Annotated in this window: 23 protein-coding genes; 3 read left to right on the forward strand and 20 right to left on the reverse strand. The window is 39.0% G+C overall.

The genetic code is table 11. The features are described 5' to 3' along the window. Positions 1-16: 16 nt before the first annotated feature. The 7 genes from AAC026_RS11200 to AAC026_RS11230 form a co-directional block, all read right to left on the reverse strand. Complete coding sequence (locus tag AAC026_RS11200) at positions 17-349, reverse strand: multidrug efflux SMR transporter (RefSeq protein WP_339697946.1); 333 nt, start codon at positions 347-349, stop codon at positions 17-19. Between the two features lie 77 nt (positions 350-426). Next, positions 427-990, reverse strand: coding sequence for a cyclic nucleotide-binding domain-containing protein (locus tag AAC026_RS11205; RefSeq protein WP_339697949.1), 564 nt, complete (start codon positions 988-990; stop codon positions 427-429). Between the two features lie 80 nt (positions 991-1,070). Beyond that, on the reverse strand, positions 1,071-3,476 hold the full coding sequence (locus AAC026_RS11210) for a TonB-dependent receptor (RefSeq protein WP_339697952.1): 2,406 nt from the start codon (positions 3,474-3,476) through the stop codon (positions 1,071-1,073). Between the two features lie 97 nt (positions 3,477-3,573). After that, positions 3,574-4,107 carry a hypothetical protein gene (locus AAC026_RS11215; protein ID WP_339697957.1) on the reverse strand — a complete coding sequence of 178 codons (534 nt, stop codon included), beginning with the start codon at positions 4,105-4,107 and terminating at the stop codon, positions 3,574-3,576. Between the two features lie 117 nt (positions 4,108-4,224). After that, positions 4,225-5,010 carry a tRNA pseudouridine synthase A gene (locus AAC026_RS11220; protein ID WP_339697960.1) on the reverse strand — a complete coding sequence of 262 codons (786 nt, stop codon included), beginning with the start codon at positions 5,008-5,010 and terminating at the stop codon, positions 4,225-4,227. A gap of 206 nt (positions 5,011-5,216) precedes the next feature. Next, positions 5,217-5,690: an IS200/IS605 family transposase gene (gene tnpA, locus AAC026_RS11225; protein WP_339697963.1), complete on the reverse strand. Its 474-nt coding sequence runs from the start codon at positions 5,688-5,690 to the stop codon at positions 5,217-5,219. A gap of 49 nt (positions 5,691-5,739) precedes the next feature. Beyond that, positions 5,740-6,474 (reverse strand): DUF1080 domain-containing protein, encoded by a 735-nt coding sequence (locus AAC026_RS11230; protein WP_339697966.1) that lies wholly within the window; start codon positions 6,472-6,474, stop codon positions 5,740-5,742. A gap of 139 nt (positions 6,475-6,613) precedes the next feature. On the opposite strand from AAC026_RS11230, the gene AAC026_RS11235 reads away from it, so the two are divergent. After that, positions 6,614-7,183 carry an RNA-binding protein gene (locus AAC026_RS11235; RefSeq protein WP_339607289.1) on the forward strand — a complete coding sequence of 190 codons (570 nt, stop codon included), beginning with the start codon at positions 6,614-6,616 and terminating at the stop codon, positions 7,181-7,183. Between the two features lie 38 nt (positions 7,184-7,221). On the opposite strand, the gene AAC026_RS11240 is transcribed toward AAC026_RS11235, so the two are convergent. Continuing rightward, the gene (locus AAC026_RS11240; RefSeq protein WP_339697968.1) at positions 7,222-8,598 is read right to left on the reverse strand and encodes an MATE family efflux transporter; all 1,377 of its coding nucleotides are present in this window, start codon (positions 8,596-8,598) and stop codon (positions 7,222-7,224) included. Between the two features lie 202 nt (positions 8,599-8,800). On the opposite strand from AAC026_RS11240, the gene AAC026_RS11245 reads away from it, so the two are divergent. Beyond that, positions 8,801-9,319, forward strand: a complete 519-nt coding sequence (locus AAC026_RS11245; protein ID WP_339697971.1) for a hypothetical protein — start codon at positions 8,801-8,803, stop codon at positions 9,317-9,319. Positions 9,320-9,370: 51 nt separating this feature from the next. On the opposite strand, the gene AAC026_RS11250 is transcribed toward AAC026_RS11245, so the two are convergent. The 3 genes from AAC026_RS11250 to AAC026_RS11260 form a co-directional block, all read right to left on the reverse strand. Beyond that, positions 9,371-9,742, reverse strand: coding sequence for a nuclear transport factor 2 family protein (locus AAC026_RS11250; protein ID WP_339697973.1), 372 nt, complete (start codon positions 9,740-9,742; stop codon positions 9,371-9,373). Positions 9,743-9,810: 68 nt separating this feature from the next. After that, on the reverse strand, positions 9,811-10,314 hold the full coding sequence (locus tag AAC026_RS11255; RefSeq protein WP_339607682.1) for a paraquat-inducible protein A: 504 nt from the start codon (positions 10,312-10,314) through the stop codon (positions 9,811-9,813). 111 nt (positions 10,315-10,425) lie between these two features. After that, positions 10,426-12,846 (reverse strand): zinc-dependent metalloprotease, encoded by a 2,421-nt coding sequence (locus AAC026_RS11260; protein WP_339697976.1) that lies wholly within the window; start codon positions 12,844-12,846, stop codon positions 10,426-10,428. A gap of 109 nt (positions 12,847-12,955) precedes the next feature. Between AAC026_RS11260 and AAC026_RS11265 the strand changes: the two genes are divergently transcribed. Then, complete coding sequence (locus AAC026_RS11265) at positions 12,956-15,850, forward strand: prolyl oligopeptidase family serine peptidase (RefSeq protein ID WP_339697979.1); 2,895 nt, start codon at positions 12,956-12,958, stop codon at positions 15,848-15,850. 114 nt (positions 15,851-15,964) lie between these two features. Here the strand turns inward: AAC026_RS11265 and AAC026_RS11270 are convergent, their stop codons facing one another. The 9 genes from AAC026_RS11270 to AAC026_RS11310 all read right to left on the reverse strand — a co-directional run bounded on the left by AAC026_RS11270 (position 15,965) and on the right by AAC026_RS11310 (position 24,306). Continuing rightward, entirely contained in the window at positions 15,965-16,357 is a 393-nt protein-coding gene (locus AAC026_RS11270; RefSeq protein WP_339697982.1) for a hypothetical protein, read from the reverse strand. 255 nt (positions 16,358-16,612) lie between these two features. Continuing rightward, positions 16,613-17,323, reverse strand: a complete 711-nt coding sequence (locus tag AAC026_RS11275) for a CPBP family intramembrane glutamic endopeptidase (RefSeq protein WP_339697985.1) — start codon at positions 17,321-17,323, stop codon at positions 16,613-16,615. Positions 17,324-17,351: 28 nt separating this feature from the next. Next, positions 17,352-18,494 (reverse strand): MBL fold metallo-hydrolase, encoded by a 1,143-nt coding sequence (locus AAC026_RS11280; RefSeq protein ID WP_339697988.1) that lies wholly within the window; start codon positions 18,492-18,494, stop codon positions 17,352-17,354. A gap of 61 nt (positions 18,495-18,555) precedes the next feature. Next, entirely contained in the window at positions 18,556-19,170 is a 615-nt protein-coding gene (locus tag AAC026_RS11285) for a hypothetical protein (RefSeq protein WP_339697991.1), read from the reverse strand. Positions 19,171-19,214: 44 nt separating this feature from the next. After that, the gene (locus tag AAC026_RS11290; protein ID WP_339697994.1) at positions 19,215-19,796 is read right to left on the reverse strand and encodes a Crp/Fnr family transcriptional regulator; all 582 of its coding nucleotides are present in this window, start codon (positions 19,794-19,796) and stop codon (positions 19,215-19,217) included. 220 nt (positions 19,797-20,016) lie between these two features. Then, the gene (locus AAC026_RS11295) at positions 20,017-20,628 is read right to left on the reverse strand and encodes a class I SAM-dependent methyltransferase (protein ID WP_339697997.1); all 612 of its coding nucleotides are present in this window, start codon (positions 20,626-20,628) and stop codon (positions 20,017-20,019) included. Continuing rightward, a complete protein-coding gene (locus tag AAC026_RS11300; RefSeq protein WP_339698000.1) occupies positions 20,628-21,128 on the reverse strand; it encodes a GNAT family N-acetyltransferase in 501 nt (166 codons plus the stop codon). The genes AAC026_RS11295 and AAC026_RS11300 overlap by 1 nt, the downstream gene beginning before the upstream one ends. Before the next feature lie 220 nt (positions 21,129-21,348). After that, entirely contained in the window at positions 21,349-21,777 is a 429-nt protein-coding gene (locus AAC026_RS11305; RefSeq protein ID WP_339698003.1) for a hypothetical protein, read from the reverse strand. Between the two features lie 216 nt (positions 21,778-21,993). Further along, positions 21,994-24,306 (reverse strand): DPP IV N-terminal domain-containing protein, encoded by a 2,313-nt coding sequence (locus AAC026_RS11310; RefSeq protein WP_339698006.1) that lies wholly within the window; start codon positions 24,304-24,306, stop codon positions 21,994-21,996. Positions 24,307-24,708: the final 402 nt, after the last annotated feature.

Genomic DNA, 24,708 nt, shown 5'->3' on the forward strand with positions numbered 1-24,708 from the left:
TCACTCTTTCTTTTTGCTATGCCGCTTGCGAAACAGCTTTTAAACCTACTATTGAGCCAATAAGGGTGATCAAGAAAAAGACGCGCCAAAAACTAGCAGGGTCTTTAAAGAATAAGATGCCTACCAAAACGGTGCCTACTGCGCCTATTCCCGTCCAAACCGCATAAGCAGTACCAATAGGAAGTGTTTGAGTAGCTTTAATTAACAAACTCATGCTTATGGCTAAAGCCACAAAAAAGCCAGTATACCACCAATACACTTCATTTCCTGTTGCCTCTTTGGCTTTTCCTAAACATGAAGCGAAGACAACTTCAAACAGTCCTGCGATAATCAATAGAATCCAATTCATAATTCTGAAATTTTATGGAGGCAAATTTCAGTAAACTGAAGCGTTAACGGCTATACAAATGATAAAAAAGAAAGGAGTTATCGGATGGCTGATCTAATTCTGCTTAGGCTCACTTGTGTGATGCCCAAGTAGGATGCGATGTGTTTTAACTGTACCCTTTGAAGCAGATCTGGGTTGTCATTCAGAAGTTCAATATATCTTTCTGATGCTGTTTTAAACTGAATAGAAATTAATCTTTCTTCAGTTTTTATTAACTCCTGTTCCGCTAATTTTCTTCCCCAGTTTGCAATCTCAACATCTTGAGTAAACAGTTTTTGTAAACTCTCAGAGTGTACTTCTAGTAGTTCTGAGTCTTCTAGCAACTCTACACTCTCGTATGCAGGTAATCCTTCTACATAGCTTTTCATAGAAAGCACTACATCTCCTTCTTTTCCAAACCAAAAGGTAACTTCTTCTTCGGTTTGCTGTACAAAGGCCCTTACAATTCCTTTTTTAATGAATAATAATTTGGATTCAACCCGATTGGCTCTTAAAACAACGGACTGCTTGGGTAATTTAACCTCTTTAAATAGGGTGAGAAGTTTAGCCCTAGAAATAGGAGAGATAGGGTAAATATTGTCAATGATTTGTTCAATCTGCATTTGCCATCAAAAGTAGGGAATAACGACAAAAAAATAGGCGCGCCCTGCATACACAGAACGCGCCATGAACAAAACAACCACTATAAATCAACCTTCAAAGAAAGGATGATGTTTCTTCCGGCAGCAGTAATTCCCGAACTGTACGGGCGATAACGCTGATCAGTAATGTTTTCTACCCCACCGCTAATGGTCATGCCGTTGGATAGTTTATAAAGTGCTTTGAAATTAAGCGTATACCAGCTTGGTGAATAAGGATTACCATTGCTATCGGCCGCATACATATAGTCTTTTCCCTTCTCTTCTTCTGGGAGGTCATTAAAATTGACTTGGCCACTATACATCGCATAGAAATCCATTTTTAGGTTTTGCTGGCTATAAGTAACCTTGGTTACACCAAAAGAAGGAGCAGCATGTCTAGATGGGCTTACAGAATTATCATCCAGTTCTTCTTCTCCATGCTGAAAGTTGTAACGGGTAGAGAAGCCAAAACCAGAGTCGAATTTGAACTCAATGCCTGCTTGAAGACCATAAACTTCTGTGTATGCAGCGTTCTGAACCGCCTGAACTTGGCTTAATTCACCATCATACATTATTTCATCTTGTCCGTTTAGTGTAAAATCTCTTCTTACCAAAGCGTTTTCTAATCTGGTATAGAAACCTGTTACATCTATTCTTATGGATGAGTTAAAGACTTTGGCAATTCCGAGTTCGGCATTGTAAGCATATTCTGGCCCTAACTCTGGGTTAGGAACTACTACAGAACCTGGCTCTGAATCGAACACCTTTCCGGCATCATCGATATTTGGCGACCTAAAACCAGTGGATAGGTTGGTAGATATTGTCATGTCCGTTTCTGGGTTGTACACCAAACCTAAACTTCCTGTAACTGCACCATTTGATATTTCGGCAGTTTCAAAAGGGAAAGGGAAGAAGCGAGTATCGAAGGTAGCGTCTAGTTTAAAGTAGTTGTAGCGTGTTCCAGCTTGTAACAATAGTTTTGGGGAAATGCGGTGTTGCAATGAAGCATACAACGCATAAGATGCCCAAGAAGATTGTGGGTAACGTGCTGGGCCATCTACAACATCGCCAGTGGTTATGTCCTCATCAGTACCCGTAGAATTTACATCATCATACACTGCCTCGAAACCATAAAATAACTCAGTGCCAGTTCTTAGAGATTTATCAAAATCTAGGTTGAGAGAATATGCATTTACTTTTTCCACGCGCGATGCTCTATTTGTTCCATTAAAGTCTCTGTCAATTCTACTTTCTTCAAAGAATTGATGTGCTAAGCGAACAGTCATTTGATCGTACAATCGGCTTTTCCCTTGGTGGGTAGCAGTAAGGTTATTCATTAACCAAACTTGCGGCCCGTATTCCCATTCAGCACTTCTTGGTAAACCGCCTCGGGTTCTAATTAATCTGTCGTAGCGAGAATAATTTGAAGTGGTAGAGTAGTGCAAACCATAAACCAAATCCCAGTTTGCGTTAGGGGCGAATCTAATTTTCTGCATCAAATTGGTTTGTTCATAGCCAGTAGGCCTTTGAACTAACGGGTCGTCATTGGTCACCATTACATCTGCACCATTTTGACGTTCTACATAAAATGGTCTTAAATAGTCGTCCGGTCCATTTGTTCCCATTCTCAAATCTCCGAAGTTGGAGTTAGAAAAACTGGTTACAGAAGCCCACTTATTCCAGCCCACATTAATGTCGAAGTGAGTGGTTTTCTCGCTATTGGAAGAAGAGTACCTTGCCACGGCCGACCCTTTTACCAAAGTTTCGCTTGAATGAGAAAACTGTGGATTTAAAGTTCTGAAACTCATTACCCCACCAATGGCATCGCTGCCATACATTACAGAACCTGGGCCAAATAGAATCTCAGCGCTTTCTGTTGCAAAAGCATCGAGAGAAATTACGTTTTGTAAGTTTCCGCTTCTGAAAATCGCAGTGTTCATTCTTACGCCATCAACCGTAATTAAAAGTCTATTGGTAGAAAAACCTCTAATCATAGGGCTACCACCACCCAACTGACTTTTCTGAATGAAAACATCTCCAGTACTGCCCAATAAATCGGCAGCAGTTTGAGAGTTTTGAAGTTGAATGTCTGATGGGGTTATTGTCGTGATTTTATTAGGAACGTCTTGACGGTCTTGGTGCCAACGGTTGGCTGAAACCACCACATCGTCCATAGACAGCTTGGAAGCAACTAGTTCAACCATATAGTTTGTTTGAGAAAGAATAGCATAACTCACCATTGCTTTTTCATAACCCAACATTCGGATTTCGATAATCTCACCACTTTCAAAAGCACTAATGTCGGCTTGCCCTTTAATATTTGTAACCGCAAAGGCTCTTGGCGATGCGCTACTCAGTGTAGCCAACTCCAGCGGTTCTTTGGTGTTTTTATCAACTATGGTAACGGTTTGTGCCATTCCCTGGAGGGCACATAGCACAAAGCACCATATGAATAAATATTTCTTCATAGGTAAAATAGAAAATGATGTATAAACTTTTTTTGAGCCCGAAAGACTCATAATACATGGAAAGGATTTCCATTGTGCTTTATATATAAAGCAGAGTTTATGCATTCACGCGTGGGGGAGGGCCGTCTATTCCTTGCAGAGTGGAGTTATAAATTGCTTTAATCTCAAGGAATTTGACAGGATCTATTTTTTCTAAAATCTTTGCAGAATCTTGATTTGGATGAATGTAAAGTGCTTTGAGTAGTGAGACTACCAGTTGACTTTCATCCTTTTCGTCAGCTTCACCGCCAAGGTGAAGCGTAATAAGTTCGTTGAGCTTATGATTGATAATGGACTCCAACTTATCCCAATAGGCGTAAAAGTAAGTGGTATCTCCTTTTACCTCACTAGAAATGATGTCATACATTTGGCCTCTATATTCAAACTCGCGGTCATGTTCCCAACGTAAGTCTGTTTTCATTTGGGCTTCTGTAAAAGCCAGATGAACCATTTCTACAGGGTTTTCTTCACCCGCTATTACTAAGGCCGCATGACGCTTTGCTTTTGCCTTCTCCATTTCCAAGAATAGATAGGTACCTCCGAACGGGAGGGTAAGTAAAGCGAGCAATATGGTAGCAATAGAGGTTTTCAACGGATTAACGGATTCATAAATGTAACCTTCCTAAATTCAAATTTTAGAATTTTTGTATGAAATGCATGCTTGTTATAGGCTTGGTTCAAAATATGGATAACTGGGAAAAGCTATTTTTTACTCTTTGCTGTACTCTACCTTATTCAAAATTAGACCCGACCCAGGGGCTACTTGGAAGATTTCTTTTGTGTGTTGTCCCTTTAGTGAAAGGCTAATTTCTTCTAAACTTGTTTCTTTTTTGCCCAAAAGCAGTAACTGCCCAACCATCATTCTAATTTGATGTCTTAAGAAACCATTGGCTCTTACCCTGTATATGTAGCTTTTGGAAGGAAAGAAGTTGGCTTTAAATTCAGTGTTCTCTTCAATACCTGAAAAGATCACTTCTCTCTGGGTAATGGTATCTTCCTTGGGTCTTTTACAATAGGCCTTGAACTCATGAAAGCCTTCAAAGAGTTTGGCGCCCTCCTTCATCAAGTCGATGTCTAACTGTTCTGGAACAGTGGTAATAAATGGAGCACTAAATGGATGCGCCTTTTCTCCAAAAGCAAAGAGGTAAATGTATTCTTTGGTTTTTGGAGACTGAATAATGTTAAAATCAGCACTTATTTTCTCTATGCCAATAGCTTTAATATCAGGAGGTAAATTGATGTTTGTTCGATGTAGGAATTCGATTTCATCAGCGATCGGTTCATTCAGAAAAAGCTCAAAAGAATGATCTAGGGCTGAAACTTTAGAGTCTGTTCGGCTGGTGCCCATGGTTTTAAAATCACGATGCCCGAGCACAAAAGCCAAAGTACGATCTATCATATAGTGCACTGTTTTCACCTCTAGTTGCTTGGCCCAGCCATGAAACCTAAACCCTAAATATTGAATGCGAATGAGGTAAAAGTATTGAGCCTTCATGTCGCGAAATTAAGATAATTTCGTGGATGGTATTGGGTACGACCCTGCTGGGGTCGGGAGATGATATTGCATTGTGGTTTTTCTATAAAGATATGACCCCGCTGGGGTCGGTTATTACGAATAAATCCTGCTGAGCATCCCATCGGGATGCCACATTTATAGCAAAGAGATGTTTGAACAAGCCAGCAACCCTGAAAGGGTTGAACCTATTCTAATTCGTCCAGCCAATCGAATAGGTATTCATCTTTGAATTCGATTTTATATTTATTCAAAAATTCAATGTATTCTTCTTTGAAGGTCTTTTTTCGATGATGGTCTTTTTGGTTCATGATATAGACGATTACCTTATCAAGGGCAGAGTGGCTATAAGAGAATGCACCAAATCCGCTTTGCCATTCAAACTTCCCTTTTACATGTCCATGTTCGTTGATCCATTTGTTAGAGGCTTTTTTGACTTCTCTCACTAAATCTGACAAACAACAGGTTGGTCTCATTCCTATCAAAAAATGAATGTGGTCGGGCATTCCATTAATGGCAAGCATCTTTTGCTCCTTATTCTGAACAATCCCGGTGATGTATTTATATAAATCATTCTCCCAAGTCCTCAGAATCAGGTTTTGGCGACCACTAACAGCGAAAACCACCTGAATATAAATTTGGCTGCATGTTCCTGTTGACATTTGAAACCCATTCTAGCTTTACTTCAGTGGCTATGTGAACAGCCCTTTTCTACAACTCCTTAATTCTGATATTTCTGAAATATACTTCGTCTCCGTGGTTTTGAAGGCTGATACGGCCTGTTTTTGATTTGGCATAAAATTCATACTTCGCCCATTTTCCAGCAGCCTTGCGTGCTAACCAATCTTCGCTTCCTTCTTCAAATTCTAAGATTTTTTCACCATTTAGCCAATGCTCTACGTGCCCGTTGTTGTATACGATTTTGATTTTGTTCCATTCCATAAATGGGTTTGGCTTTTTGGTTTCTGCAGGGGCATGCATTGAATAATTGGAGCCCACCATTTTATCGGCTTGGCTTTCAGATCTTGAGAACTCATCATCCAGCACTTGAAATTCAGGGCCAGTTAAGTAATCGTGTCCTTTGCCTTCTAACTGTACCACATGGTAAAAAACACCACTGTTTCCACCTTTAGAAATTTTATATTCTAGCTCTAGTTCAAAATTAGCATAATCTTTAGTGGTCATTATAGAGCGATTGAAACCAGAGTTTTCTTCTCCCAAACCTACATTGCAGGCAATTGTACCATCCACAATTTCCCATTGAGGCATAATTGGCTCTTCGCCATACATTTCCCATCCACTAAAATCTTGTCCATTAAATAGCGTAATCCACTCTTGGGTTTGAGTAGAGTTGTCATTTGAATTCTCTTCGTTGCTTTTTGAGTTTCCGCAAGAAGTGGTAAAAAGGAGGGCAAGCAGAAAGCTTAAGGCGTATTGGTGTTTCATAGGTTGATTTTTTTTTCGGAGTTCAAGTTAAATAAATTATGAAATAAATTTTGAAATGCTTTGTTCTTACCGATATTGAACACAAATCCCAAAATACTAATAACTTAGGGGTGATAAACAAATAGAATTAATAAGTAACATGAACATTTTTGTAGGCCGGTTGAGCTACGAAACCCAAGAAAATAACCTGCGAGCGTTGTTTGAACAGATTGGACAGGTAAAAAGCTTAAAGATCATCACTGATCGCGAAACCGGTAAATCCAAAGGATTCGCTTTTGTTACCATGGCAAACAGAGAAGACGGCCAAAAAGCCATTACTCAGTTGGATGGAACAGCTTTAGATGGAAGAAATATTTCTGTATCTGAGGCTGAAGATAGAAAGTCGAACGAACGTAAACCCACTACTAATCAAGGCCAAAAACCAGACTTTAGACCAAGAAGGGAAGAAAGCCGAGACGAGGAAGAAACAGAAGATGGTGGTAAACCAGAAAAGAATAGCTTTAGTCCTGACTGGTCTGAAGCTCCGTCTAAGGGAACTTCCAGAAAAAACTCTCCTAATAAAAAGAAAAAAGAGGCCCCGAAAGGCAGAGGAGGAGATGATGATGGTTTTAGGAGAAAGAAAATGCCACCTAAACCTCCTAAGTCAAAAAAGAATCGTGGTTGGGGTGAAGACGATGATGATGATATTTTTGGAGACTTTAAGTTCTAAAGCGCTGTATTTCTAAATAAAGTATTACTTGGTGGGTTTTAGTCTTGAGGACTGGAGTGCACCAAGTTTTTATTTTTCCATCTACCTGTTTTATACCAGCCCAGAGTAATTAAGGCAGGTATTACATTTGAAATTGGGAATGACCACCAAAGGCCATTATAGCCAAGGCTTGTGTGTGACGACAAGAACCAAGCGGCAGGAAACTGTATTACCCAGATGCCTATAATGGTTAACATCATTGACGAAACGGTGTTTCCTGAGCCTCTTAAAGTGCCAATAATGGACATTTGTAGCCCCATAAAGCCGAAACTGAGTGAGGTGATTTTGAGAAAGTCAACCCCCATGTTTACAACATAATCATCACCCGCTAAAAACGCACGAGTAAGAGGTTCGGCAAAAATGAAAAAGAGGATTCCTACTACGGAAAGAGAAATGAACCCTATAACTGAGGAATAATAAGATGTTTTTTCTGCTCTGTCTATACGCTGGGCGCCCATATTTTGCCCTACCAATGTGGTGCAAGCCTTTGAAAGCCCAAGGCTAAGAATAACTACGAAGCTAATTAGGCGTGAGCCTACACCGTAAGCAGCAAGAACTTCTGTGCCGAAACGAGCTACTAAAACGGTCATAAGTGTAAGGCCAAGTGCCCTAGCCGAAATTTCAATGGAAGAAGGGAAACCCAGTTTGAAGGCCTTCTTAAGTAATGGCCAGTCGAATGAAAAGGCCTTCATGCTCAGTTTAATTTCGGTGGTTCCTTTAAACAGTATATACATGCCAACAGCAATAGATAAAAACTGTGTAACGAGTGTTGAAACGGCTGCTCCGGTAACACCGTAAGCCTTTACAGGCCCCCAGCCGTAAATGAATAGTGGGTCTAAGAAGAAGTTAAGCAACAAAGTAGCTCCATTGATGTAAAGTGGTATTCTGACCTCACCAATTCCACGCAGTAGTGATTGAAACATTATGAATCCAAAGTTGAAGATCAACCCAATAAATATGGTGCGTTGAAAGAGGTTGGCTTCATCAAAAATGATCTCTTCTACTCCAATAGCATACAGTATTTGAGGTGAAAAAATGTAGGCAATAATTGATACTACCAATGAAATTAAAAAGGCCATGAGTAGGGTTTGTCTAGCTACATGATTGACCATCTTAAAATTCTTTGCACCAGCGTATTGCGCTACCAAAATAGCGCCTGCAAAGGCAAATCCTGAGCTGAGGGAAATCAATAAAAAGTTGATCGGGAAACTAATAGAAACGGCAGCTACGGCATTGGCTCCTAATCGCCCTACCCAGAATGCATCTACTAACTGATAGCCAGTTTGCAGTAAGTTTACCCCAATAATAGGCAAAGCCAACATGGCAAGTGCTTTTAAAATTGGGCCTTCGGTGAGTGATTTTCGGGGGGATTTCATTAACAATGCAAAGCTAAACGATTCAGTAAAAGAAGGAAGCCGATTTGTTTAAAGAATGAGTAAGCATGCGATAATTATTTGATACTCAAAAAATCTATACACCTATGCATGTTGGGGTCGTATATATTTCTTAATTTCAGTACCCGGTTCCCAGTTTAAGTGGTTTTCGGAAAGCGTTTTTATTCACTTTAACTGCTCCATTATGTTGCTTAAAATGTTTTTATCAATTGCCCTAAGCGGGTTGCTTTGGCCTAATCATGTTCCTTTAAATATTAAAGAGGAAGGAGTTTCTGTTGAAAAGAAATACTCGGCTGAAAAGGGTAAAATTGGAATCACAATGCCAGGAGATTATAATGTTTCAGAAAGCGAAAGTGAATCTGTGACTACCACCAAAGTAACTTCTACAATAGGTGATGTTACATACCTTTTTAGTTGGACTTTACATTCTGCAGTGCTAGAAGATTCTAAAGGATTAGCGGATGTTTCTTTGGAGTCTTTTAATGAACAAGTTCAAGGCGATATTTTAACTCAAAGCGTTTATAAGTATGGTCGAAATGAAGGGAAGAGTGCCACGGTTAGTCTGGCTGAAGGTCAAGTAAATTGCTTTTATCGTGTGATTCTAATTGATCAATATCAGTTTCAAATGGTGGTGGTTACCTCTGATAAAGAGCTTAATAATGTTGGGAAGAAGTTCCTTAATTCGTTTAAGTATAAAAAATAAAAGGGTATACTAAATGTAAATGAACAGAATTCCCAGACCGAAGGGCTGATTCTAATACATAGAATTGCCATTTTTTGAAGTATTCGGAATTTCTTGAATACTATCCCAATGCTCAACAATCTTTCCGTTGGTATCAAATCTAAAAAAGTCCATGGTTACATACTGTTCGTTATTTGGCCAAGTTTGGTGTGTGTGCAAAGCCACTAAATCTCCTTCTTCAATGGCCCTAACAAACTCAATGGATTTATCTGGGTACTCTAACTGCATTCTTTCAAAGTAATCGATGAAGGCTTCTGTACCATCACCCACTGCTGGATTGTGCTGTATATATTCAATACCAACATATAGCTCTGTTGCTTTTCTTGGCGCTCCTTCATAAGCCATTTTGTAGAATGCAATGGCCTTGTCTTTATTCTTATTCATAACTAAGCGTAGATGAAACTAAAACAATAATAAAGGCGCTAAGGAGCTATAAGTTCCTGAAAACAATTTTATTGAACTAGGTCATTGGTTTTTACATCCATTACCTGAATTGCTATGATGGAGATAATACAATAGGATAGGAAGTAATTAAAGCCTTCGAATAGTTCGGCTCTAATGCTTTCATTTTCTCCAGTAGCCAAAAATGCGAGTAGAATTCCTACCACAAAAACATCGGCCATAGACCATTTTCCTATCAAACCTACAAAGCGATAAAAGCCTTTGCGGCCAGGTAGGTTTTTAAATGCTAAAACAGCCAAAAGAATAACGGCCTTTACTAGTGGAACAACAATGGAGAAAATAAGGATAAGCCATGCTACCAAGTCGTTGTCAGTTTCAAAAAGCGACTGAATGCTTTCCACCACGCTTTGAGTACGTTCAAAAAGTGTTAACTCACCAATCATTGGTAATTGTGCTCCAATATTGATTTGAATAATTGGTTTTGTAAGTCCGGGGTAGAGACAAGCAAGGGATGCAATAATCAATACGAATGCAATAGCGTTCCTTTTGTTCATAGTTAATTTAAGTTATGGCTAAGACGAACAGTATTCATAAAAGTAATCAGAAATGAAAAAGAGCCATGATTTTCTGGCTCTTTTTCATTTCTTCAACGTGCTTTTCTCTAATTAATTTCCTTCGAAAGTACACCAGAATTGCGCATCCATTCCGATTGGCGAACCATCTGGAGGTGTAAGCGAACTTGTTGGTGTCACTTCTTTAGGGTTTTCTAAAAAGCGCGATACTTTAAACGCCATTTCGTTTTGGAAAGTGTTGCTAGAGTTTGCCATCTTTTTAGAAAGAGACCTCAAAGCAGCCATAGCTTCTGCTTGTGTAGAAACCGAAGCTTGAGAGCTCATACTAAGCGACATTAATTCACTGATAAAACTGTCGGCCACTACTTTTTGTAGTTCGGCACGGTAGCCACTGTAATTGCCATCTAAAGCCAGACCGGCTACGGCATTAATTACATCTTGGAGACCAATTTGGTTACTGTCCATTGCTTTTTGCTGTACCAAACGCGTAGCACGCTGCGAGTTGAACAAGAAGCTCATGGTGGTTCCTGCTACTGCTTCTCCAGGAGAAACAGGATCGAAAAGCACGCCCGTTCTTACATTGAAGGTTTCTCTTGATCTTCCGTAACCTGGTGTTCTTGGAGGAATGATTTTAAGGATATGTTCAGGTACTTCCAAGTTTTCAGGCTTTAACACATTCATTAGTGCCGTAAGTGCTGCTTTTTGTTCACCAACAGGTACCGTTTGTTGTAATGGCTGAGAGTCGCCTCTTAATTTGTAGTTGTAATAAGCTCCACCAATTACCTTAGAAGCCGCTTCTAACTGGTAGCGGTGTAGCATGTACATCGGTACAAATACTTCTTCTAGAGTTGTCATTGGAGCACCCATAGGAATGTTTTGCTCAGAGAAGTTTTTCAAAGCAATTGCTCTTACTTCCATCAAGCGGTTCAGTTCGTCAACAGGGCTTTTTCCATTGTCCCAAAGGTGAGAGAATGGATGTGCACTGCCAGGAGACCTAGAGTCTGAGTCGGTAATAAAGTGCAAGCCATCTTTCAATCCTTTTTCAATGATTTCATTCAAAGCTTTGTCTTCATCCGTTCCCTTAGGAAAATCTTGGTAACCATAAGTAACTGCTACTTTATCCCATTCGCCAATGCCAGTATCATATGGAGCATCCAAAGTGATTTTTCCATTTTTTAAACCGATTTGTGGGTGAGGGTAATCCATTACTGAGGCATCACCATCAGCACTAGATGCATAACTGTGTGCCAAACCAATGGTATGACCGATTTCGTGCGCAGAAAGTTGTCTTAAACGAGCAAGCGCTAATTTAAGCATGATAGGGTCAGGAGTAGTTCCGTTTTCATATGGATTTATCAAACCTTGGGCAATCAAGAAATCCTGACGAACTCTTAATGAACCTAAGCTTACATGTCCTTTTATAATTTCACCAGTTCGTGGGTCAGAAACAGAAGATCCGTAAGACCAACCACGAGTAGAACGATGAACCCATTGTATTAAGTTGTAACGTACATCCATCGGGTCGGCATCGGCTGGCATTTCACGTACTTGGAAAGCGTTTTTGTAACCAGCAGCCTCAAATGCTTGGTTCCACCATTTTCCGCCTTCAATCAAAGCAGATTTGATTGGCTCTGGAGCACCTCTATCTACATAATAAATAATTGGTTCAACAGCCTCACTTACTTTCGCACTTGGGTCTTTCTTGGCCAATCTATGTCGGTTGATAAATCTTTTTCTGATGTCTTCTTGAATTGGCGTTGCATAGTCCATGTAAGAAGTGCCGAAGTATCCCGATCTAGGATCAAGTTTTCTTGGTTTGTAGCCTGCGTCAGGTAATTCCACAAAAGAATAGTGCATGCGAACGGTTACAGCATCTGGGCTAGGGGTTACGCTTCTAATAAAACCTCCAGTGGCACTTCCCACCAATGTAATAGTTGCCTCAAACTCAGAGTTTTTTGGGAAGTTCTTGAGCATAGGAGGGTAGATGGCCGAACGACTTGCATCGAAACGGTAAGAGCCCTGACGAGAACGGTTAAGAGAGTTTGCTACACCATAAGAGTCAGTTAGAATCATTGGAGTAATATCGATTAATACGATACCATTTTCTTCTGCTTCAACCTTAAAGCCTTGTAACACAGATTCTGCAAAAGCTTGCTTTACAGCTTCTACCTCATCTGCATTGTTAGAAACTGCACGATAACTGTAATTGGGCTCAACCATAAGTACTTTTGAGCCTACTCGCCTAAACTCGACCACACTGGTGCTGCCTAGTTTGCCGCGGTCAAGGCCGATGTCGTTTGAACCAATACCAGCTGAAAGAGAATTGACATAGAGAAATTCTGTATCGAAATTCTTTATTTCTAAGTAAACTTTACCGGCATCTTCATCCCAGTAATAATTAAAAAATCCTTCTTTTTTAATGGCTCCTTTGGTGATTTCCGCAATTGTTTTTTGAGCAAAAGTTTGTAGCGAAAGCATCATCAAAAAAGAGAATAAGAGTGTCTTTTTGAGCATGATGTAATACGTTTTAATTCAAGTTGATTCCGTCAATATAAGAAGTGTTTCCAAAACGTGCTTAACTTTTATATTTGTAAGGATAAACTATTGAAACAAAAGAAAACCTATGAAAACGAAAATCAGCTTATTTTCACTTTTCATGCTGTTTATGCTCTTTCAGGCAACAGCCCAAAAGAAGCCGTTAACACATGATGTTTATGATGACTGGAAAAGCTTGCAATCCACCACCATAAGCAATGATGGTAATTGGACCGCTTATAGAATTAGTCCTCAAGTCGGAGACGGAATACTTGAGATTAAGAGCCTAACCAATAACAAAACCTATACTATTGATAGAGTAGGTAGGTATTCTTTTTCCAAAAACAGTGATTTTGTAGTCGCTACCGTTAATCCCGAATATGAAAAAGAACATGCGTTAAAACTTAAGAAAACTACTAGCGCAAAAATGCCCAAAGATTCTCTTTTCATTATCAACCTTAAGAGTGGTGATATTAAGAAAGTTGCTAGAGTAAAAAACTATCAATTGTCCAACGAATCTACAGAATGGATTGCTTGGATGCATGAGGCACCTTTAGAAGAAAAGGCAAAAAAAGAAGAGGGCGAAAAAGCTGAAGAGGCCAAGGAAGATAAAAAGCCAAAGTCGAAATCTAAAGGCAGCGAGGTAGTACTTTATAATATGGTTTCAGGAAGTGAAAGCCGTTTTGAAGGAGTAATGGAGTATGAGTTGACTCAAAAAGGAAACTACTTATATTTTGAAAAAGACGAGGCAGATTCATTAAATCCTGCTGGCGTATTTGCTTTCAATACTAAATCTAGCAAAGAAGTAACTTTAAACTCAGGTTTGAAGGATTATAAGAAATTGACAGCTACTGAGGATGGTGAGCAATTAGTGTTTTTTGCAACCAATTCAGATAAAAAGGACGATGATCAGTATTTCAGTTTAATGCACTGGAAAGCGGGTAGTAATGAAGCTAAAATTATAGCAGATACTACAACTGCTGGCGTACCTAATAACTGGATGGTAAGTGATAACAGCAATCCACGTTTCTCAGAAAGCGGAAAGAGGCTTTATTTTGGAACAGCTCCACGTCCTGTGAAATACGCTTATGAAGAAGATACTACGATGTTGGATTCTGAGCGCCCTGCGGTAGATATTTGGTCTTATAACGACCCTTACATTCAACCAATGCAGAAACTAAGAGCCAATAGAGATAAGAACCAAACCTACGATGTAGTGATGGATTTGAAATCGATGAAACTGGTTCAGTTGGGTAACCAAAATTTAGAAAGCATTTACATCGATACAGAAAACGATCGTGATTTCGTATTGGCGATGGACGATCAGACTTATAGAGTTCAGTATACTTGGGATACGCAATTGCCACGTGACTACTATAAAGTTGACGTAAACACTGGTAAAGCCAAATTATTGATGCAAGCTGGTAAAGGTTTTATGTCACTTTCGCCAGAGGGCAATTACCTTACTTGGTATGATCCTGAAATGGAAGATTGGTTTGTGATGGATGTTGCTACTGAAACCATAAGAAATCTTACAGAAGGAATTAATGTGAGTTTTGCTAATGAGTTACATGATTCGCCTTCATTGGCTGGTTCTTATGGAACTGCTGGTTGGAGCGAAAAAGATGCGGCATTCTTCATTTACGATCGTTTCGATATCTGGAAAGTTGATCCAAAAGGAAAAGTAGCTTCAGAAAATGTAACAAATGGCTTTGGTCGTAAAAGCAATATCAGCTTCAGGTACCAATCATTAGACAGAGATGATAAATTCATTTCAATGAAAGCACCAGTATTGCTTTCTGCTACGCATGAGTGGACAATGCAGGATGGTTTCTATACAGCCAACCTTTCAAAAGCATCTAACCCAACCAAGGTGGTGATGGAAGATGTAAGCTTTGGTAGGTTAATTAAAGCTGAGGACACTGACCGTGTAATCTTTACTAAATCTACTTATGAAGATTTTGGTGAATTGTACGTAGCCAATAGCTACAAAATGGATGGCTTGAAAAAACTTACTGATGTAGGCGCGCAAGAAGACCCTTACAACTGGGGTACTGCCGAGCTTATTCAGTTCAATTCATTGGAAGATGGAGAAGAAATGCAGGCGATTCTTTACAAGCCAGAAAACTTCGACCCGAATAAGAAATACCCAATGATTGTTTATTTCTACGAAAGAAGAACCAATAGCTTGCATAGTCACCCAAGCCCAGCGCCAAGTGCAAGTACTATTAATATTCCTTACTATGTGAGTAACGATTACTTGGTTTTGGTGCCAGATATTAAGTACGAGTTAGGTTACCCTGGCCCAAGTGCTTACAACCATGTTGTTCCTGCTACTAATGCGGTAGTAAATATGGGCTTTGTAGACAAAACCAAAATGGCGATTCAAGGCCAAAGTTGGGGAGGTTACCAAGTGGCTTATCTAGTAACTAAAACAGATATGTTTGCTGCTGGTGGTGCTGGTGCTCCTGTAGTAAATATGACATCGGCTTACGGTGGTGTAAGATGGGGTAGCGGAATGAGTCGTATGTTCCAGTACGAGAAAACTCAAAGCCGCTTGGGTGGAACCTTATGGGAAACTCCAACACGTTATATCGATAACTCTCCGTTGTTTAGAATGGACGAAGTTCAAACTCCACTGTTCATTATGCACAACGATGAGGATGGTTCAGTGCCTTGGTACCAAGGTATTGAGTATTACATGGCGCTTAGACGTTTAGGAAAACCATCTTGGTTGGTAGTTTACAATGGAGAAGATCACAACCTTGTTCAGCGTAAAAACAGAAAAGACCTTTCCATCAGAATGGGTCAATTCTTTGACCATTACTTGAAAGGTGCACCAATGCCAGAATGGATGGCTAACGGATTACCAGCAACGCTTAAAGGAAGAACTTTGGGTTATGAGTTGGTAGACGAAACGAATAGCACAGTGGAAGGAGAAGGAGCAAGCTTGATGAAAGAAAAAGTAAAAGGAAATAAATAACAGCAATTAGCTGATCAGATTTTAAACAGGCGAAGCGTATGCTTCGCCTGTTTTTTTATGGCCCATAAGTTTGGTTTTCTTCCTTGATCTGGGCTGAAATTATAATTGAATAGTTTAGCTTCCAGTTATCAATAATACAGCTATAAGCAGCAGAATTATCCATCCGGGGTGTTTTCCTTTTGTAGCCAATAATACTAACAATGCGGCTGCCAACATAGTGTAACTGGTGGAGGTAATTATGAAATCAATTAGGTCAGAATTGAGACTCGTTTTTTGCAATGATACTTTTATCAGAAAGGCTCCAATACACCAGCCGAACAATGAAGTCAAATGCCAAGTAGCCCAGAGAATGCGCAAGTGCCTTTCTTTTAATTCTACACCTGTTTTAGATGGGACAAACCTTCCTTTAATTCGTTTCTCTTTGAAAATGAGATATTCACCAAGAATTGAGTGTACAAGCCCCAATAAAAAACATAGAATTGCTGCGCTTAGAGTATATGTATTCATGATTGATTTTGGTGTTCTCTACCTAGCGTTTTAAGGCATTTCTAATAATATTTTAAGGCCTATGCTCTTCAAGGAAATGCTTAGTGTAAAAGGAGCCACATCCAAATTGAAAGCATCATAATTTTCGTCTGTTACTGCGGTGAAAATATTTCATTTGATACTACAATATGGATATCTTTACCCCAAACCAACGAATAGGTGCCAAGTGAAAGGATAAATAGAAGTACTTGTTTCATTCCTTATTGTTGATTTCAATTAATTTACCACACCTCCTGTGAGGTAAAATGCTGTTAAACTGATGGTGTTTATTACCATATGAGCAATAATTACAGGGAAGAGCCTCTTTTTTGCAACCAAGTATACCGTTCCAAAAACAAGGGCTATAAATGCTGTAGTTATAATACCAGCAAGCCCTTGATAACTATGCAGCATTCCAAAAAAAGCAGCATGAACCAATAGTGAAACTACCCATCCGAACTTACTTTTTCCAAAAAAATCCGATAAGCGATTCAGTAGAAAGCCTCTCATTAGGAGCTCTTCACCTAATGCGGCACCAATCCAAACTACAGTTATTAGGTATAAAATAAAGTACAATGGCTTACCAAGAAAAAACTGAAACCTACTGGCTACATCCGTTGGTTTTTCTAACCCATAATAGGAGAGGATAGGGTCTAAAATCAACCCCATAACAAGGAAAACAATTATTACAGTTAAGAAGGCTAACCCAAGGTTGATCAGCCAATCACGCCTGCCTTTTGGTAGAAAGAAGCCTAAATCCTTCCATTTAATACCTTCTTTTTTCATGAACATTGTAGCAGCAACTATTCCACTCCAAATGCCAATAGATCCAGCTCCATTTACTCCTAAATAATCGAAAATGGATTTTACCCCAATCATCAATGCCAATACAAGGACGATTTCCAATAACACTTTAGGGTTATAGGTTTGCTTAGGTGTTTCTTTCATGTTTTTGCGGTGAAGTGGTTGAAGCAGCTTATTGCTTTGTTGCTCTTAAACTTTCTTTTCCGTTGAAGTATTCAAAACTTGACGTAGCGGTATTGAATGTGAGGTGTTTGACAGGAAACTGCCCCCTTACCTGAAACTTTGTTTCTGACAATGGAATGATTTCGAAAATATACAGCCCCTTACTTCTAAAAAGTAATTTTCCATTCTCATAAATGATTTCATCCACTTGGCCATTACTATATCTGTAAGTCCCTTCAAACTGCTTAAATCTGCTTTCAGGAAGTTGAACGCTTGGAATCAGATCTGCTGCAATGGTTTTATCGATTGTACGAATTATGGACTGACTGCCAACATTATTGCCATTATTGAAAACCGTGCTCAACTGTTTAATCTGTTGATCATTCGCAACTTCTTCAGTGGTTTTGCCTCCGTTATAAAGTTGCTCTATTCGATTGATCCACTTTATTGTGTTCGCTTTGTAAGTATTGAGTTCCGTTTTGTTAGACGACAGTTTGCCGTGAGCGGGAATTATGGTTAAATGCGCATTCCCAAGTGACAGAGTTTTGTCAATGATTTCTAAATGGCCTTTTCCGCCACCTCCATAATAAAAGTGAGGAAACGAATTGGTCATATAAGTGTCGCCCATAAACACCGCGTTGCTGTTTTTGAAGTACACTAATGCATCATCAAAAGTGTGAGCCGCAATGTGGTGAAGCTCTACTGTTTCATTACCCATGTTTAAGCTAAAAGTGTCTTTGAAAGTCTGATCATACTGAGCGTTGGTGTATTTGAAGTTTTCGTGCGAAATTATTTTGGCACCTTGTTTAGCGAAAAATGAATTGGCTCCACTGTGATCTGGATGACTATGGGTGTTGATTACATATTTTATGGGCTTTCTTGAAAGTCGCTTTACTGCGTTGAGCAAATTTTGATGATTGTTTGGCCCTGTCATGGGGTCTATTAATAAAACGGCCTCAGTTCCAATAAATACACCAGCGTTTGTATTGTAGTTAGGTGATTTCAATACATAGAGATTGTCTGTTATTTTTTCTTGAACAAAATCTGACTGCAAAGTACTATCACTTCTATCTAAAGAATACGGGGTGTTTTTTGCGTTTAACTTTTGACTATAGGTAAAAAGTATAGCGGTAATTAAAAAAACATACTTCATTGTGTTGTTTGTTTTACTGTGAGTATTGATTCTAAATCGAAACTTGCGGTGAAAATTTATTTTACTTCCCTAACATAACGTCATATTCACTTGGTATTTCAATTCCTTGAAATTGACCTGTTAGCCCAAATAATATGGTGATGGTTAGTAATATACCAAAGACCAAAATTAGACTTGATTGCTTATTTGGAGTTATCCCAAAAATAGGGCGCTTGAATTTTTGAATATGTATTGCTGCAATATGACCAAAAAATGAAACGATGGCTAACCCATAATAAGGGATGAAAAACAGGTTGAAAGGGAAGGTGTTTAAACCTGCTACACCAAAGAAAATATTGGTATCTAAGTTCAAAACTAGTCTTCCTAGAAATACAGCTCCAAGATGAAAAACAAAGAAAATAGCTAAGTATAAACCACTCCAAAGCTGCAATTTCTTCCAAAAGCCATGGGCTACTTTTCTGCTTCTGTTGAATAGCTTTATGCCTGAAACAATCTGTACGAATACGGATAACAAAAGAATTGTTTCGGCAAGTGCGTTTCTGTAAACTAAACGGAACTGATTCATGAGCTCAATATGTCTCTCAACACCAAAAAGGCTGTAAACATGATTGATGAGATGGAAAACAATGAAAATTGTGATTGTTAGACCTGAAATAAAATGTACTCGTCTCGCCATGGCTCAAAGGTCATTGAAAAGACTGGTTGGGCATTTGACTTAGATCAAATTCGACTCTGCGATTTTCTTATTCTGCTTAAAGTTTCAAGTGTAATACCAATATAGGAGGCAATGTGGGTTAGGGGCACCCTTTGGGTAATGTTTGGTCTAAGGGCTAAAATATTTTGGTACTTCTGCTCAGCAGTTTGAAATTGCATAGAAACGATTCTTTCTTGCTGCTGCAACATGGTTTTTACTGCTATGATTTTTGTTAGCCTTTCAAAGTCATGGTGTTTTTGTGATAACGCTTCGGCACTTTCTCGGGTAATCTCAAGAAGCACTGAGTCTTCTAACACCTCGATGTAGTGTGGACTGGGAATACCCGCAAAAAAACTCTGAATTGAAGTAATGAAATCACCCTCAAAGGCAAACCAATCAGAAATGTCTTTACCATCTTTAAGATAATATGCCCTAGAACAGCCAGATATAATGTAATAGGATTTGTTAGCATATTGGTTTTCTGTAACCAATAAGGTGTTCTTATCAAAGTATAGCAGTTTCGAACTGCTATATAAATCCACTTTGCATTCCTTTGTTAATAGAGAATAGGATGCACTTATGTTATCGATGATTTCTTTCTTATTCATAAAGCATTGGAATGCCTTGTTTGGGCACGTAAGGTCAGCTTTTCAGTATAGACGCAAAAAGTTATTAAATGTAAGCCTTGGCCTTCAAGGTAAAAAATAAGTGTGGAGGACTAAAACGGTTTTGGCTTTAGATTTGACCACTTGCTCTGCAATTTTATGAATCAATTTTTCGAGCGGTTTAGTTGGCTTTGTACGCTGCTACTTATCTCCATTCAGAGATTTAACGCTCCATGGGTTTTCTACACTTAATTAAAAAGAAGGGTTGACTTTCTTTGATTTCAGTGATTTCAAATAATCCTGTTTGGGCAAATTCGGTTTTGATTGATTCTATGTCATAAAAGTACATTTGCACTCCTTCAAATATTTCATAGCGGTCTGTGCTAATGAATTTGCCTGTGCCGTAAGTATGGGCTTCTTTCGATATAGCAGTGAAAACCATATGCCCATGGTCCGAAAGTTGAAGGTAACAGTCGCGAATAAGCTTTTCTCTTTCTGCGCTATCCAATAAATGAATTAAAGCATAGCAAAAGATACCATCATATTGCTTGTCCTCAAATGGCATATCTGTAACAGAACCATGATGGATAACCATGTCGGTTCCGTAATGCTTTCTAGCCATTTCAATTGCTGTTTTGGATATCTCTATTCCTGTTACAGCCATTCCTTCATTTCTGAAAACTTGAGCATTTCGTCCATAACCAATACCTGGAATAAGAACATTCTTCACACCTTTTTCCACGAAAAGGTCTTTGGCTAGCATGGCAGAATGAGAAGGCTCAAATCCCCACATTTCGTGCTTTTCAATAAAGTTTGCTTCCCAAAACTCTGTCATTACTTTATTCCTGGTATTCTTTTAAGTTCATAAACATAACAAGCAGTTTCATAAAATGCTCTTTCTTCTACAAACTCAAAACCGAGTTTCTCATAAAACCTATGAGCTTTAATATTACTCTTTAAAGGATCAATCAAAATGCTTTCTACATCTGGAGATTGAAAACACCTTTCAATAGCAAGTTGCATCATTGTAGTTCCGTATCCCTTATTTAAATGTTCTTCTTCACCAATCCAGATATCAATGGCTCTTTTGCCTTCTCCTACATCTCCCCAATAGCGAGTTTCTTCATTGTGTGGGTCAATGATTTGTATAAAGCCAATAGGTTCTTCATTTAGCATGGCTATCAACTGATCTCGCCATTCGGGATCTCTATTTAGTTCTATCTCCCAATTCCAATCGTCATCTGGATCGCAGTCAATTACATGTTGTTTCTTGTCCCAATACAAGAGTAAATCAAGGTCATTTATAGTTGCGGGTCTTAATTTTATATTGGCCATAAAAGTACTTTTTATAATAATCTTATTTTAAAGTGTTGGTCGGTCAGGATTAAGGCCGTAATGGCAATGGAAGCTTAAAATTTGCACATATTGGTCGTATAGAAGAGTAGTGTTGGAGTTGTTATTGGTAATAAACCGATTCGTAGTTCTTCGATGCAATTGAGGATGAACTTGTCAGTCTTCATCAAACCTTCTCACTTTGAGTACATAGAGATTTAGTTTAAATCAAAACAAGGCGGACTGAATCTAAGTCATCTAAGTCTGATTTAGACATATATTCAACCAACGATTGAATTAAATTTAACATAGCGTCAGAATAAATATTATTAGATTTAAGAGTCTCAAGTAATTCAAGGTTATTAAAACTTTCTAAGTCATAAAATGACATAGTACCTTGACTATTATCATGTTTTAATTGAAGTGCACAGATATATGTGCCACATTGGAAAGCTGTGGTTACTCCATTTATGCTTGTCAATTGCTTTATAGCTAAATCTAAATCAAACCATTCACCAATTACTTCTCTATTATAGTCGATATGCGCAATGTCTTGAGTAATTCCATACATTTTATTATCAGATGCGTCTTGAACTATTAAATTGTAATACTCCGAGTTCGGTGGCTGATCAATCAAAAAAAGTTTTTTCATTCATTTATTTTTTTAAAGCAATGTTATCTATCAGTCTTAAGCGTGAAGTTTACCCATAAATATACCAAATTTCATAACTGATATACTTGATATTTAAGGCATGGTAGTCATACTCTCTTTTGTCTTTTTATGTGAAAATACTTACTTACCACCCTTTTCAAAAAAAAGACCTGCAATTTCTCGCAGGTCTTCATATTCATTAAAGGTTATTTCTAATTAATTCCCGTCAGGCAAATCCATGTCTACGTTGTTTCTGTAGTCGCCTAGCAAATGCTCTGCAAAGAAATACCACATCAGCTTCTCGTAGTAATCTCTCTTGCTGCCATAACCATGTCTAGAGCCTGGAATTGGCATATAATCAAAACGTTTGCCTGCTTTCATCAGCTCATCTGCCACACGCATACTGTTGGCTGGATGCACGTTGTTGTCAATTGTGCCGTGCGTAAGCAAAAGATGCCCCTTTAAGTTATTGGCCAAAGACTGGTTGGTTTTTACTTTTCCATCCCAAGTTACAGTAGTAGTTTCATTACCCTCTTTGTCCTTTTTGGTTTTCTCTTTTTTGATCACACCATTGTGCGTTTCGCCCCACCATTTGTTATAAATGTTGTTATCGTGGTTACCGGCAGAAGAGGCTGCAGCAGTATAGAAATTAGGATAGGTAAGCAAAGCCGCAGTAGACATAAATCCACCACCTGAGTGACCGAAAATACCTACGTTATCAAGGTCGATCCACTCGTGTCTTTCAGCCAATTGCTCTAAAGCACGCTTATCATCTGCCAAAGCATAATCTCTTAAATTCTGCCATCCGTAAGTGTGATAGTATTTAGAACGCATTGGCGAACCACCTCTGTGGCCCATACTCACTACAATAAAGCCCAATTGCGCCATGGCAGTTTGGTAACCACCAGTAATGGTGAAATCATTTGTGAACGATTCTACTTGTGGGCCAGGGTATACGTAAGAAATAATTGGGTACTGACGCGTAGAATCAAAATCGAAAGGCTTGAACATTACACCGTAAAGATCGGTAATACCGTCATCGGCTTTCATGGTAAAGCGCTCAGGCTTTTTCCAACCTGCTTGCTCTAGCAAACTCAAATCAGCAGTTTCTAACTGCATAATAACGTTTCCATTGTTGTCTTTCAAGGTTGAAGTTGGTGTAACATCTACCGCAGAATTATTGTCGATATAGAATTTGTTAGATTCTGACATGCTGATTCTGTGGTTACCATTTTCAGTAGAAAGGGCTTTAAAGCCTGTGCCGTCAAAATTGGTTTTGTAGATTAACGAGTAGTAAGGGTCGATGCCATCTTCTTTACCAAAAGCTTCGAAATACACCTTTCTTCCCAGTGTATCAACACTCTGTACTCGTCCAGTAACAAAATGTCCACTGTTCGTGATTTTGTTTTTGAAAGCACCAGTTTGGCCATCATATAAATAAAGTTGTCCAAAGCCAGTTCTTTCCGACCACCAGATTAATTCTTTTCCTTCTTCAAGAATAATCAATTGCTGATAATCCCAGTTAAAATAAGGATGATCTACATCTTGGAATAACACTTTCAGCTCACCATTGGCAGTATTTACAACGCTCACATCGAGAGTGTCGCTAGTACGGTTCATTCTGGTCAAGAAAAGCTTGTCAGAAGTTTCGCCTGGTAAGTAAGCACTGATGGTTTGGTCAGTGTATTTGTCAATATCAACGATGATACGCTCTTTCGTTTTAGGATCGAAAATTTCTAATTGCTCTTGCGGAACATTTTGGTCGCCCGGCATGGCATATTTATAAACCTCCAATTTTGGTCTCGGATTGTTCAGCTCATTGATTACGAAAAGCTCTTCTACTTTTCTTGCATCTGAACGGTTAACGAAGAATTTTTGCTCGTCTTTAAACCATCTTACCCTAGCCCTTGTACGCTTATCTTTTGTAGTGTCGCCAGCATCGCCAGCATAACTAAACCATCTTTCGCCATCTTCAGTCAGCTGAATTTCGGTAGAATCAGCATCATCTGCCATCATCATGTATAAGTTATGATTCTTAGCGAAAGTGATGTATGTACTGTCTGGAGAGAACGAAGCCCAGTTGTTTCTTTTAGGCCTTTTCTCAGTAGAATCGCCTTTAGTAATGCGTTTTGTATTTAAGTTGAAATGGTAATCGATGCTGTCTACCATAAACTTAAGTGTGGTATTGTCATCTTCCAATTTCAAGCCTTTTAAATCAAGGTCGTTGTGGTTCCAAGGCTTGCGGGTAAGTTCGCTCAATTGCGCTGCAAACTCCTTGTTATCAAACATTTGGTTTTTGGTTTTCTTTACTGGGTCTACTACGTAGAATTTCTTTCCAGAAGTAGTAGTGTAAGTGTACCAAAATTTGTCGCTGTCTTTAAACCACTGCGGAGCAACGCGAGTGCTTTTCAGCATTTTACCCAGATTGTCTGAGCTAAATTTCTGAGCTGCCTTAAAGTCAGCTTTGTGCTGCTGTGCCGAAAGCTGTATAACAGCGAAGGTAAGCAGGAGTGTAAAAATCTTTTTCATGCATGTAAGGTTGTTTGTGTCAATAATAACCTCATTACACCTTAAATACAACGGCTTTATTTTGCAGTAACTTTTAAAGGGATAAGCGGAAGGGCTCTGTCAGAATTGTTAAACACTAGTTTATTAGGATCCTCATTCATGCATTCCCCTCCGGCCATGGCCACCTCCCCCAAGGGAGGATAGAACACCAATCTAACCTTATTGGTCATTGATGCCACTTCTGTTTTTCTCCCCCGCTGGCGGGGGCAGGGGGTGGGTTGGCATAGTCAATGAGTTCTGTTTATATAAGCCATCTCAGTGAAGGCTTAATCACAAATAACACAAAGTAGCGGAAAGGTTAAATGCTACGTCATCCTATGTTTGGATTCAGAAACTAGAACGGAATAATATTTTGTAGTTTAA

The sequence above is a fragment of the uncultured Roseivirga sp. genome (genome assembly GCF_963973945.1).
Taxonomy (GTDB): domain Bacteria; phylum Bacteroidota; class Bacteroidia; order Cytophagales; family Cyclobacteriaceae; genus Roseivirga.